7 protein-coding genes and 1 pseudogene are annotated in these 14,149 nt (G+C 48.1%); 3 read left to right on the top strand and 5 right to left on the bottom strand.

Features of this window, described 5'->3' with window-relative positions; genetic code table 11:
* Positions 1-61 precede the first annotated feature (61 nt).
* Complete coding sequence (locus VIM72_RS11405; protein WP_332002962.1) at positions 62-4,888, top strand: PKD domain-containing protein; 4,827 nt, start codon at positions 62-64, stop codon at positions 4,886-4,888.
* A gap of 143 nt (positions 4,889-5,031) precedes the next feature.
* On the top strand, positions 5,032-5,760 hold the full coding sequence (locus VIM72_RS11400) for a phytanoyl-CoA dioxygenase family protein (protein ID WP_332002961.1): 729 nt from the start codon (positions 5,032-5,034) through the stop codon (positions 5,758-5,760).
* A 188-nt stretch (positions 5,761-5,948) separates the two neighbouring features.
* Here VIM72_RS11400 and VIM72_RS11395 read toward each other — a convergent pair whose 3' ends face one another.
* The 4 genes from VIM72_RS11395 to VIM72_RS11380 form a co-directional block, all read right to left on the bottom strand.
* Complete coding sequence (locus VIM72_RS11395; RefSeq protein WP_332002960.1) at positions 5,949-7,757, bottom strand: RagB/SusD family nutrient uptake outer membrane protein; 1,809 nt, start codon at positions 7,755-7,757, stop codon at positions 5,949-5,951.
* A gap of 28 nt (positions 7,758-7,785) precedes the next feature.
* Positions 7,786-11,337, bottom strand: coding sequence for a TonB-dependent receptor (locus tag VIM72_RS11390; protein WP_332002959.1), 3,552 nt, complete (start codon positions 11,335-11,337; stop codon positions 7,786-7,788).
* Between the two features lie 56 nt (positions 11,338-11,393).
* Positions 11,394-12,431 (bottom strand): FecR family protein, encoded by a 1,038-nt coding sequence (locus VIM72_RS11385; protein WP_332002958.1) that lies wholly within the window; start codon positions 12,429-12,431, stop codon positions 11,394-11,396.
* Positions 12,432-12,499: 68 nt separating this feature from the next.
* Positions 12,500-13,111, bottom strand: a complete 612-nt coding sequence (locus tag VIM72_RS11380; RefSeq protein WP_332002957.1) for a sigma-70 family RNA polymerase sigma factor — start codon at positions 13,109-13,111, stop codon at positions 12,500-12,502.
* Positions 13,112-13,215: 104 nt separating this feature from the next.
* Here VIM72_RS11380 and VIM72_RS11375 point away from each other — a divergent pair, with 104 nt between their 5' ends.
* The gene (locus tag VIM72_RS11375) at positions 13,216-13,383 is read left to right on the top strand and encodes a phosphatidate cytidylyltransferase (RefSeq protein ID WP_142685332.1); all 168 of its coding nucleotides are present in this window, start codon (positions 13,216-13,218) and stop codon (positions 13,381-13,383) included.
* 49 nt (positions 13,384-13,432) lie between these two features.
* Here the strand turns inward: VIM72_RS11375 and VIM72_RS11370 are convergent.
* Positions 13,433-14,149 (bottom strand): annotated as a pseudogene (locus VIM72_RS11370) (hypothetical protein); the annotation flags it as partial.

The following is a 14,149-nucleotide window of genomic DNA, read 5'->3' as shown; positions in this document are numbered from 1 at the left end:
TCATATACCTATAAATACAATGTACCGTTTCCCTGTCCGAGGCAAATTTGTTGTATCCCTTGTGCTCTGTTTTTTTATCCGTTTAAGTGCTGTTGCTCAACAAAACGCTGATTTTAGTGCCTCCGCTACCAGCGACTGTGAGTCGCTCATTACCAGTTTCACCGATCTCTCTACCGGTAACCCCGTTGCCTGGTTATGGGATTTCGGCAATGGTACTACTTCTACCAAAAAAAATCCCGGCGCCACTTATGTAAAAACGGGAAAATATACCGTATCGTTAAAAGTAACCTTTGGTGACGGTAGTACTAAAACCGCCGTTAAAACAGATTACATCGCGGTAAGGGCCAAACCTGTAGTAAACTTCGGCGTTTCCTCCGGTAAGGGATGTGCGCCGTTTACGACCACATTCACTGATAAATCCACTGCAGAAGGGAGCCTGCAGAACTTCAGCTGGGACTTTGGCGACGGCGAAGTTTTACAGAACGGCGGCAGCTCTCCCAGTCATACCTACACCAAGCCCGGCGTGTACAGCGTGATCCTGACGGTAACTGACAGTTACGGCTGTACGAATTTCAAAGTGCTGGAAAAAGTAGTGGATGTGGCGCCCGCTATCAGCGCCAGCTTCAGCGTGGCGGAAAGAACATTGTGTAAAGCGCCGGTAGATGTACTGTTCACCAACACCTCCACCGGTACCGGTACGCTCTCCTATAAATGGGAATTTGACGATGGCGGCACCAGTACGCTCAAAGATCCGCTGAAACATACTTTCACTACCAAAGGCACACATAGTATTAAACTAACGGTAACGAATGAACGGGGTTGTACTGCTACTGAATCGGTAACCGACATCAACGTAGCTAATTACGCTACTACCTTCTCTACTCCTTCACTGATATGTACCAACCAGGCGGCGCAATTCCAGGCTACTTTCTCGCCCATACAACCACAAAGTACCACCTGGGAAATTAATGGACAATATGCCTGGTCGTATCAGAACAGCGTTATCTATAATCCCCTTGCAGAAGGGCAACTTAATATCAGGCTCACCGCCATGTATGGCAACTGCGCTGATGTAGTGGAAAAGACAGTTACCGTAAAACCAACCCCCACCGGGCAGATCAGCACGGATAACAAACCCATTTGCTCCGTACCGGCAACCGTTAATTTCAAAGACAACATGACCGGCGCCGTTAGTTGGTTATGGAATTTTGATGACGGGCAAACCTCCACTTTACAGAATCCTACCCATGTATACAACCGGGAAGGCTCCTTTTATGTAAACCTCACCGCCACCAGTAAAGACGGATGTGTTAATTACAGTACCAATTACCTGTATATCAGTCAAACCGATGTATACCCTTATATTTCGAACAGCAACGGCTGTGAAGGGCTCAAAGCATCTTTTTACGCCAGCATTAACAATAATGATGTTATTAAAACCTACCTGTGGAACTTCGGCGATGGCACTACTTCTACCGAAGCCCAGCCGGAACATACTTATAATAAGGCAGGCTTCTATACTGTTACACTGCAGTATACTACCGGTAACGGCTGTACGGGAACAAAAACAGTTGCAGGCAGGGTGGAAGTATATAAAAAACCTACCCCCGACTTTTACTCTCCCAGCGCTCCCGAAGTATGCGGCAATACCCTTACTTCCTTTATCGATAAATCAGATATTGGCAACAGCTGGTCATGGGACTTCGGGGACGGCGGCTATGCCTACAGCAGTACCTCCCAGCACAGTTACTCAGAGCCCGGTATTTATGATGTAACCCTAACGGTTTCCAATGGCTCCTGCCAGAATACCATCACTAAAAAAGCATATATCAACGCGGTGAATCCTTTCCCGAGATTTAATATCGAACCGGTAGACTGTAGTAAACGTACTACCGTTACAGTTAGCGATTATTCAGTAGGCGCCACCAGCTGGAAATGGAACTGGGGCGACGGTACAGACACCTCGTATACCAGGCAAAGCGGTACGGTTACGCATATTTATTCCAGATCAGGTACCTATACCATACAACTCACTACTTCTGATGGTCATTGCAATACCTACCTGAGTAAAACAGTTACCATTATTGCACCGTCTCCCGTTACTATCACCTCCGACAAAACAGATCTTTGCAGTAATGAAACAGTTACTTTTAAAATGACCTCCGCGGCCACCGGTATTTACAATTATGATCCCTACTACTGGCAAATAGATGAAACTAATATTACATGGGGATTCAACAACGGCTCCTATGCCTATACCAATCCCAGTCCCGGTATGCATACCGTGCGCCTGCTCATGCAGAACAAGCTGTATTGCTATGACACCAGCAACGTTATTACAGTGAAAACACGCGGTCCTATCGCAGACTTTAATCTACCGGCGGAAGCGCAGTGTAAAGGCACAGCGCTTACATTTACCGATAACACAGATCTTACCTTCAGTAACAAAATAGTAAAATGGCAATGGAACTTTGGTGATGGCACCCCGTTGGAAACCTTTACCAGCGGTCCATTCAAACATACTTATCAACAAGCGGGCAACTATTTCTATCCTACCTTAACTGTTACCGACCAGGATGGATGCAGCAACACTACCAGCGGGAAAACCCTGCAGGTGAACGGACCTGTGGCTTCATTTTATGCCGACTACTACCTGGTGAAGCCGGGAAGCACAGTGAACTTCGGCAATACCTCCTATGTAACAGGCGGCTATATCACCGATCTTAAATGGGACTTTGGCGATGGCAACACCTCAGATGAGCCTTATTATGTATCACATTTCTATCCCGACAAAGGGCTCTTCCCGGTAACACTACAGCTGAAAGACAATAACGGTTGTACCGATAAGATAACTCAAAACATCAAGGTATCCGCCGTAGGCGCAGGATTTACCTATACTTCAGAATTTGTGAACGGCAGCAAATGCGCGCCGATGATCTTCCGTTTTACCAATACTTCCATCAACTATACTACCTGCTCCTGGGACTTTGGCGATGGCGGTACTTCCGACCAGTTTAACCCGGTACATACCTATACTGAGTCCGGGCATTATACCGTAAAGCTCAAAGTAAAAGGCGATGCAGATACGGAAGATGAATACAGCGAGATAGTGATTGTTACAGGCCCTTACGCCACTATTGCCACCAGCGCAGATGGCGGCTGTCTGGAAAAAGAAATCACATTCACCATCAAACCTGAAAATGCCACTACCTTCAGCTGGGACTTTACCGATGGTAACGTGGAACAAACCACGGCCCTCGAAACAAAACATCATTTCACCGAACCTGGAATTTACAAACCACGACTGCTGCTGAAAGATGATGCAGGCTGCAAAGGCAGCGCCTTCCTGGATCACCCGGTAGTGATAGATCAGCTGGATATTAAACTGAATCCTACACCCGCTAAAATATGCGATGCCGGCCAGCTTACCTTTGCGCCGGTATTCAACAGCTACTCCGTGGAGGAACTGGGCATTGCACCCACCTTTACCTGGACATATGACGCCTCGCTTACACCTGCAGATATTAATACCACTACGCCGGTATTCCAGCTGGACAAATCAGGCGAGTATAAATTCGGCATGACAGCCACCACAAAATATGGCTGTAAACAAACGGTAGAGGTACCTGTAAACGTATATCCCAAACCGTTAGCCGCCATCAGTGCGCCTGATCAGGCCTGCAAAGATGTGCCGGTTACCTTCAGTGGCAGTGTTACCAAAACCAGCGATGTTACCTGGAGCTGGGATTTTGGCAACAACCAAACCAGCGATGTGCAGCAACCAGCCGCCCAGTCCTACTCCCAGCCTGGCCTGGTACAGGTGAAACTTATTGTTACCAGTAAAGACGGTTGTACCGATGAGGTAGTTCACCCGTTGAACATCTTACCACTGCCAGATATTAAAGCCAGCGCACCCGCATCGTTTGTTTGTCTTGGTAACACTACCTTACTGCATGCCGGTGGTGGCAGTACCTACGAATGGACCCCGGCAACAGGATTAAATGATCCATCCCTTGCAGAGCCCACAGCCGCTCCCGTTGTTAATACTACCTACCAGGTGAAAGTAACGGACAATAACGGATGTATCAATAATGATGAAGTACAGCTCCGCGTGGTACAACCGTTTGAGATAAAGGCTACGCCTGATACCGTGTTGTGCCTGGGCGATAAGTTACCACTCCATGTATCGGGCACGGACTATTATGCCTGGACGGGCATTGGTATCGACAAGCCCTCCTCTCCTGCTCCTGTGGCTACACTTCCGCGTACCGGGCAATATATTTATGAAGTAACCGGATTTGATAAGGATAATTGTTTTTCTGATAAAGCATCGCTCACGGTGCAGGTTCATCCCACTCCCGCTGTGAATGCAGGAATAGATCGGGAAATTATGGCCGGTACCCCGGTGTACCTCTCCGCCAATACCAGCAGCGATGTAGTACGCTGGCGCTGGAGCCCTGCCACATCGCTCGATTGCAGCACCTGTGCAAGAGTGCAGGCTACGCCTGATCTCACTACAAAATACCTGGTGGAAGTAGAAAACGTATATGGCTGTAAAGCCTCCGATGAGGTTGTGTTACACATACTCTGCAACCAGAGCGCTATCTTTATGCCAAACGCCTTTACACCTAACCGGGATGGCCGGAACGAAAGGATCTATCCCAAAGGGAAAGGCGTAAAGGAAATCGGGTGGCTGCGCATCTACGACCGTTGGGGAACGCTTGTTTTTGAAAACACCCATTTCCCCATCAATGCACCTGCTTCCGGCTGGGATGGCCGCAGCGGCAGCAAAGAGGCGCCAATGGGCACTTATATTTACTCCATGCAAACGGTTTGTGAAGGAGGAGAAAAATTTGAGTTTAAAGGCAGTATAACGCTGATTAAATAGTTTGGTGCGAAGGTTGTCTGACTCAGGATTAAACTGATTTCGCTGATTACGCTGATTTGATTTTGTAATAATTTTAAAAGATTCGGGGAGATGTAAGCGGATTTTTTTGTGACTAATAATTGCAAATGAATAACGGGAACATAATGACATACAAACAGGAGCTGGAACAACTGGGATATACTATAATACCGGATATATTTTCTGAAACATCTGTAAAAGAGATGATTAGTGTGATTGATAGTGTGGATCGGCATAGTCCATTCTTCAGAAAAACCAGCGATCTCTTTGCTATCCGCCGTTTCCTGCAGGAAGTACCCTCCATTATTCCGTTGATATTTACGCCTTCCGTAAGGCAGATTATTCATGATCTTTTTGGTAAGCATCATGTTCCTGTTAAATCCATTTACTTTGATAAGCCTGGCCAGTCAAACTGGTTTGTGGCCTGGCACCAGGACCTCACCATTTCAGTAACGGAAAAACTACCGGTAGCGGGTTATGGCCCGTGGACGGTAAAGCCCGGCCAGTATGCAGTACAACCGCCAGTCAGCATATTGGAAAGCATCTATACACTCCGCATCCACCTGGATGATACCGATGAGCAAAATGGCGCTTTAAAAGTGCTGCCGGGCTCGCACATGAAAGGTATTCACCGGGCAGACCACCTTGATCTGACTCAAACGCAGGAAGTCAGCTGCCAGGTAAAAAGAGGCGGTATCATGATCATGCGCCCCTTACTCATGCATGCTTCCGGGCGCAGCAGCAATGGGCATAACCGCCGGGTGATCCATATAGAATTCAGTGACCAGGAACTGGCCGGCGGCCTGCAATGGGCGGAAAAATTCTCCCGGCTCCCGGACGCGGATTTTGTCTGACTCAGGATTATGATGATTATACTGATTACTTTGAATTTACATCCTGGATGTTATAATGATGAAAAAAATTAAGGGAGATAAAAGCGGATACATTATTCGCTTTTATCTCCCCTAATCCTTTAAAATCCCAAATGATCAAATCCAGCTAATCAGCATAATCATCATAATCCTGAGTCAGACAACCTCCGCTAATACCCTACATTCTGTTTCAGCGTAGCCGTACCGTTCTTCACGCTAAGATCAATTTGCCGTTGCGGAATGGGGAACCGCACGTTTTTGCTGGTGAAGTTGCCGTTCTCTACATCGGTGGTAATGTTTTTCTCGTAACTGAAGTAGCGGTTCAGTTCTGTTTGTGCAATGCCCCAGCGTACCAGGTCGAAATAGCGGTGCCCTTCCATGGCCAGTTCCAGCTTACGCTCAAATTGGATAGCTTTTATTGCCCAGGCTTTGCCATTGGCGGTAAAGGCGCCGGCAGGGTATGTTTTGATGTTGTACTTCGCAGCAGGTATATTGGTATACCCCCCCATTGGTTTGGATGGATCCAGGTAGGTTTTCACCCAGCCAACGGGATTGGCAGCGCGGGTACGCACGGCATTCACATGATCCTGCGCAGTAGCCAGGCTTCCGGCCTGGGCCTGGCATTCAGCAGCCATCAGCAATACATCTGCAAAGCGGATCAGTACATAGTTAATAGCGTTACCGGGCGCCCAGCCATTACCATCGTAATATTTATCCTGCGTGGCCTGCATGTATACGTTTTTAATAGCTGCATACGGACCGGCGGATTGCTGGTCGCGCACCCAATCCATACCCGGATGATTACCCCAGTCGAGGAAAGGAATACCCCGGCGGCCAACGGTCCAGTCGAGCCGTGGATCCAGGTTACCGGCATCTGGAGTAAAGGGCGTACTGCTGGTCAGTCCCATATCGCTCTTCACAGGATGATCATTAAAGTTATCAATATAAGGAAGCCCGTTGGCATCGGTACGATAAGAGTTCACCAGGTCCTGCGAAGGCTGGTAAAAACCGCAACAGCTGAAAGGTCCGTTATAGGGATAGTTCAGCATCTCGCCCTGGTTGGCATTACCCGTACCGCCTGAGCCATCGTTGGCGCTGTACTGTATGGAAAAAACGGCCTCGCTGTTATTCTCCGTAAAAGCATCAAAGTTATCATGGAACTTCGTAGTGAGCGCATAAGGTGTTCCTTTGGCAGTAACGCCATGCGCAATCACATCTTCAAAAATAGGCATAGCCTCCGCATACTTCTTTTCGTAAAGCAGTGTTTTAGCCAGGTAAGCTTTGGCGGCCCAACTATTAGCGCGACCAATCACATCCTGTATTTCATTCAGGTTTTCAGCTGCAAACTTAAAGTCTGCTTCAATCATCGGCCAGATGTCTTTATCGTTGGGTATTTTATATTCATCTACATCCAGCTTATTAAAGCTGTTGGAATTTTCATCTACCCAGGGCACATTATCAAATAGCTTCTTCAGGTCTGAATAATAATGCCCGCGAAGGAAACGGGCTTCTCCTGCCAGTTCTTTCTTTTCGGCATCGGTCATGTCGGTAACATTCGGAAGTATATGCAGCACGAAATTGCAGCGGCGTACACCTTCATAATTCACCCGCCATTTATCGTTAAAGAAGCCATTGGCGGCATTACCTACAAAAGTACCTATCTGCAATATCGCAGCGGCATCAGCGGGATCGCTGCCTTTGTGGGCATCTCCGCCACATATGCTGCCATAGATCCAGTTATCGGGCGATACGGCAAAACCGCTGCCACCGGAGAGATTTACCATATCTCCATCTTTAAAATCCTGCCCGTCCAGCGCGCCATAGGCGCCTATGAGCAGAGTATTTACACCCTTCTTATTGGTAAGGGATGATTCTTCAAGGGAAGATTGCGGCGTGCGATCCAGGAAACTTTTACTGCAACCGGAAAGGAAGGGTGTTGCAATGGCCGCACTTAACAGTATATGATATAATGATTTCATGATCCTGCTTTTTTAAATTGAGCAATTATTAGAAACCCAGGTTAATACCAATGAGGAACTGGCGCTGATTAGGATAAGCGCCTTCATCTACACCAAAGTCAGTGATATCAGCGCCGCCGATTTCAGGATCCAGCCCGGAGTACTTTGTGATGGTGAATACATTGGCGGCCTGGACATAAATACGCAGCTTTTCTACGTGTATGCCTGACAGTAGTTTTGTAGGGAAGGTGTACCCCAGCTGCATATTTTTTGCACGCAGGTAAGCGCCGTTCTCCACCATATAGGAGTTGGGAACGCCTTGCGTACTGGTAGATCCGTCCACTTCCTGGATGGGCGCCTTAGCATTGTGGTGATCCGGCCGCCAGGAATCATACAGGGCCGTTTTACTTTTCGCGCTTTCAAAAGAAGGATAGAAATCCCGCCACCAGCGCACGTTATTCCAGATCTGGTTGCCATGCGTACCAAACAGGAAGATGCTGAAATCAAATCCTTTGTAAGTAACGCCGAGATTGATACCATAGGAGAAATCAGGGTTAGGATTACCGAGAAAAGTACGATCATCAGGTGTGATGATACCATCGCCGTTTACATCCTGGTAGCGGAAACGGCCCAGCCCTTCACCTTCCTGGTAAATGGCGTCCGGTGTATTAGTTACTTTCTGCGCCTGTTTGTCTGCTGTTTCAATTTCAGCTTCCTCATTCCAGAAGCCAATCACTTTATAACCAAAGAAGGAGGAAACCGGTTGTCCTACTGCATTGCGGATGATGTTGCTGCCATCGAAGCGGCGACTATCACTGTCAAAATAATCCACTCCATCAGCAATTTTCACGATCTTGTTTTTGTAAGTGGTGAGCGTACCGCTGATATTCAGTTGCAGATCCTTATTGATATTTTTATGCCAGCCAACAGAAAAATCGAACCCTTCATTTTTCATGCGGGCGATGTTTACAAAAGGCTGGGCGCCGGTACCGGCAAGGCCTGGCAGCTCGGGGTTGTACAGGAGGTCTTTAATATCTTTACGGTAGTAGTCGGCAGAGAAATCGAGTTGCCCGTTAAACAGGCTGGCGTCTATACCGATATTGGCATTCACGTCGCTTTCCCATTTGGCATCGGGGTTGCCGATCTGTGTGCCGGCAAAGCCTGCAGTGAGACCGTTATTAACACCGGCCAGGTCGTAATAGGAGGAGTTGCGGTTGCCGCCATAAAGGAAATAACCATTGTTAACGCTGAGGTTCAGCTGGTTGCCCATGATGCCCCATCCACCGCGGATCTTCAGGTCGGTGATCCAGCTGATCTTCTTCATAAATTCCTCCTGCGAAATACGCCATCCTGCTGTAATGGCGGGGAAAGTACCGTAGTGATCGTTCACAAATTTAGAGGACCCATCGCGGCGTAAGGTAGCGCTTAAAAGGTACTTGTCCATAAACGCATAATCTATCCGGCCCAGGATAGAGAACAGGCCTTCTGATTGGCGGTTGCTGTAGTTGGTTTGCGTGCCGGTTCCTGTGCTGAGGTCGGGGAAGTAATCATCAAAAGTAAAATAGTCTTTGGTAGTACCACCTACTGCACGGCTACGGCTATCGAACGATTCCGTACCTGCAATTACTTTCAGGTCGTGTTTCTTATTAAACGTCTGGTGATAGGTAAGCGTGTTGGTCCATGTCCAGCTATGTGAATTGGTAGAGCCTTCTGTATATGAATTACTGGTAGAATTTTCCTTGTTCTCATATTGCGGGAACAGGAAGGAATGCGACCAGCCGGAGGCTACTTCTCCACCAAAACTGGTGCGCAAAGTAAAGTACCGGAGGAAGTCCACTTCTCCATAAACATTACCAAACAAACGGGTGTTCAGCCCTTTATTGTTGCGGGTGCGGTACTGCATAGCGACCGGGTTAAAAGCGTCTCCCAGTGCATCGCCGGCGGAACCGGCAAAGTTGCCTTTGATATCATATACCGGTATAATACTTTGCTCGCGCATAGCATGACCAATAGCGGCATCTGATGTATTGATATCTACCGAAGGATTTTCTGACATAGAAAAAGCAAGGTTCTCTCCTACCCTGATACCCGGTGTGATGTTGTATTGTGTGTTAGAGCGTACCGTATATCTTCTCAGGTAAGTGTTCATCAAAGTACCCTGCTGATTAAAATAATTCAGGGAGAAGAGATAGTTGCCCTTATCGCCGCCTCCACTTACGGCTACATTGTGGCTGGTAATAGGCGCCGGGCGGAATATTTCACGGTACCAGTTAGTACCAGCTTTGTTAGCTCTTGAGATCTGGTAGAAACTGTTGTAATCGTCCAGGTCTGTATAATTCGGATTTACGTAATAGAGAGATGGATCAACGGAAGGATCTCCCTCCATAGCGCCCGATGGCAGGATATAATCCGGTATTACGGGTTTCGCACCATTACCATAGAGGGCGGTGCCGGGATCCAGCCCGGAGTTCTTATACGCCAGCCATCTCAGGTCGGCCTGCTCCTGCGGGTTAAGGGTGTTCCATACATTGCCGTTCTTCGGATACTGGCGGCCATAGTAACCATCGTAGGCCACCTTTACTTTACCTGAGCCCCGGCGGGTAGTGATAATGATCACCCCGTTGGAAGCCCGGGAACCATAGATGGAAGCTGCGCCGGCGTCTTTCAGTACCTGCAGGCTGGCTACATCATTGGGATTGAGATCAGCAATATCTGTGGTAGGCACACCGTCCACTACATACAAAGGGGAGTTGGCGCCAAAAGTATTTACGCCGCGGATACGGATCTGCGGGGATTCTCCCGGCTGGCCTGAACCTATTACAGTAACGCCGGATGCCTGTCCCTGCAGCTGTTCGGTTACCTGGCCGGAGGGTTGTTTTTTCAGGTTATCTATATTCACTACAGCTACTGAACCGGTAAGGTCTTTCTTCTTTTGCGTGGTATAACCGGTGACCACTATTTCATTCAACGCACTGGAGCCTTCTTTCATGGTAACATTAATAAGGGCTCTACCGCCAACGGGTATACGTTGTGTTTCATAACCAATGTAAGTGATGTCCAGTTCATCGGTACTCCTTCCTGGTGCAGCGATGGTATAGGAGCCATCTGCATTGGTAACCGTGCCTATACTGGTACCTGCAATACGGACGGTTACACCTGCCACGGGATTTCCTTTTTCATCCCTTACCACGCCTTTTACCGGGTGTTGCTGTTGTACTGCGCCGGGTTCTGCAGGTGCGGGAGCGGGTATTTTTTCGGTGACCATATAAAAGTGTTCCCTTACCTTTTCGAAGTGCAGGTTAAAAGGGGCCAGGGCTTTGCCCAGCGCTTCTTCGGGCGACTGGCACGCAGCGACAGATAGTTGTATTTTTTTGTTTTTAACCAGGTTGCTTTTGTAGGCGATAGATACACTGAAATGTTCTTCGATGAGATGGAGAACAGTTTTCAGGGAAGATTCATCGGGTTGTGCTTCTGCACTGTTGCCGGTTTCGGGGAGAGCCGGCTCTTTGATGGCAACAGCCGCTTCCTGGGCTGATACCGTTTGGGACAGGAAATACAGGGCCAATGCTTGCATCAGCAAAACACGTAAACCTTTTTTCATGTTGAACAGGTTTTAACGATTAGGAATAAGACATCTATAAAATTGAGCGGCGAGCTTTACGGCTTATGGATCCAGACTTCATCGCCTCTTTGGTTGAATTGCATACGGAAAACCTTACCCAGCTGTGTCATCATGGTATCGGCGTCATAAATGATAGGCATTGAGCCCGATACTTTATAGTTTAATAATTGTGTGTCGCGTATGATCAGTTTTTTTCCAAACACCTGGTCCATGAACACAGCGGCGTCAGACAAAGTAAAATCATTCATCATTAAGCGGCCGGTGTGCCAGGAGGTATAGTTTACGGCGTCTACACTTTTCTTGGTATAGTCGCCATCCTGTTTGTTGTAGCGGAGCATTTCCCCCGGCTGCAGGTACAGCGCTGCCGCTTTACCTGTATTGCTTTCACCAATATTCAGCAGGATACTTCCCTGTTGCAGTACCACAACAATTTCTTTACCGCTGCTGTTTACGTTGAATTGCGTTCCCAATACTTCCACATCCAGGTGATCGTAGGTATGCACAATAAATGGCTGATGGGAGGCAGTATGTTTTACATGAAAAAAGGCTTCTCCATCGAGCCATACTTCCCGCCGGCCTGTTCCCGTAATGGCATACAACAGGCGGGAGTCGGCATTCAGCGTTACTTCCGAGCTATCGGGCAGCAGCAGCTTCCTGGTTTCTCCCAGCCGGGTAAAGGTGCTAACGATGGCGGGTTGCTCAGGGGCGGGCTTCCACCACCACCAGGCGCCGGCGAGTAATACCCCGAGGATCACTGCAGCAGCGTATTTCCATGCACTTCTCCAGTTGGGCCGGCGGGCAGGTATCACTTCTTCTTCGTTCTCTTCTCCCAGCCCGTTCAGCACAGCATCCCACAGCTGTTCCTTTTCCGGTGCCGACAGCGGATAATCGCGGAAGCGGATGCTTTGCACGAGTTGCCTGGCGTTGCTGATGACAGGTTCCTTTTCCGGATGTTGCCTGAGCCATGATTCCCAGAACACATTCCTTTGCTCCGGGTGCAGTACCCATTGCTGGAAGTCCTCATCCATCGCGAACTCCCGGGCGGTGTATGATAAATAATTACTGGAGGCCAAGAGAACGTGCTTTTACTTAAAGAGCAGGTAATGATGCAAATCTCATCACTTTTTTTAAAATATTTTTTCTATCTCCCTAAAAACAGCAACAGGAGCGGCAGCGGGAGATTCTTTTTAAGGATGCCGATGGCTTTGGAGATGGTATTATAAACAGAATCAACCTGCATGGACATGATATCGGCCACTTCATTATAGTTCAGGTTCTGGAAAAAGCGGAGATAGATGGCTTCCCGCTGGCGCCGCGACAGGTTACTAAGTGCTTGCTGAAGAAGGCGCTTCTGTTCTTCGGCAGTTTCATGCTGGATCAGTTGATGTTCAAGGGGAAGCGTGCATTCAAATTCAAACGCTTCCCATGATTCGCGGTGCTGGTAACGGCGGTCTTTACGCAATGCACGGAGCAGCCGCCTTCTCAGGCTGCTGATGAGGTAATAGCGTACGTTCCCGATATTGGCGGTCAGGTGCTCCCTGCTGATCCATAGATCCTGGAACAGGTCCTGTAAACAGTCTTTCACCCTTTCCTTATCCTGGCAGAAATGCATGCCATAATGAAAGAGATCATCAATGTGTGTATCGTATATTTCGGCGAAAGCGTGGCGGTCACCCTGTAGAAAGAGTCCCCAAAGTGAGGAATGGGAAGCCACCACGCGCAGCCCCGATCTGAAGGCTTTCCCTGAATTCATACTGTTCTGGTTGATCTGCTAAAGCTTGTTAATTATTCTGACACTTACAAATATATTTTGGTACAGGATATGTCTGGTATTGTATAACATTAAAACTGAACGATATGAAGAACCTCACTTATTTGTTACTGTCGTGCCTTGTACTTTTACTCAGCAGCTGTGAAGTGATAGGCGGTATTTTCAAAGCGGGCGTGTGGACCGGTATACTTGCCGTAGCAGTGGTAGTGGGCCTGATCATTTTCTTAATAACCCGTGGCGGGAAACGGGGTTGATCTTTATAGCAACAGCCTTGTAATATTGTATTACAAGGCTGTTTTGTTATTAGCGTTGTTTTAATTCCAGTTGCTGCACCCGGTTTGTTAAGGAGATATTCTCCTTTTTCAGTTCGATCATATAGAGCGTAAGCTCTTCTATCTTTTTAAGAAGGGTTTCGTTCATGGCGCCTACATCCACGCTGCCTTCCCGTTGTACTTCCGCCTGTGAAGGCACGCCCGGCAGGTGCTGATGCTGATGGATATAATCCGCCACTTCCATTAAACCCGGTAACGGGTAAGACGGGTGAAAAACATAATCGGGCCAGTTGGTAGCGGTTACCTTCACACGTTTTGCCCTGATATCGCCGTTTACAGCCAGTTTTACGTCGGGGTTGTTGATGCCTATACCAACGTTGCCGTAGGCATCGATACGCAGCCTTTCCTGTCCGGCAGTGCCCATTACGATGTTCTTGAAAAGTTCCGGCTGGTTAACGGTATAACCCGACAAATCGATAAACGATTTGGTATTGATATTGCTTCCTCCACCCGCACTCAATCTCAGGAAACCATCATCGCCGGCATACCAGCCCGGGCTGGTTCCTCTTATTTCGCCGGTGATGGTACCGGCTGATACCGGCGGACGCGGGTTGCTGGAATTGACAGGTGAAAGAATAGTAATACCACCATTAACAGACAGGCGGGTGTAAGTATTCATGGTACCGATGCCTACATTCCCATCAGGTCTGAAAGCCATCCAGGGGGCGGCATAAGCAATATCGGAGGT

Origin of the sequence: Chitinophaga sp., assembly GCF_036569185.1 — a bacterium.
Taxonomy (GTDB): Bacteria; Bacteroidota; Bacteroidia; order Chitinophagales; family Chitinophagaceae; genus Chitinophaga.
Note: the sequence above shows the minus strand (reverse complement) of the source record. Positions and strands in the feature narration are given on the sequence as shown.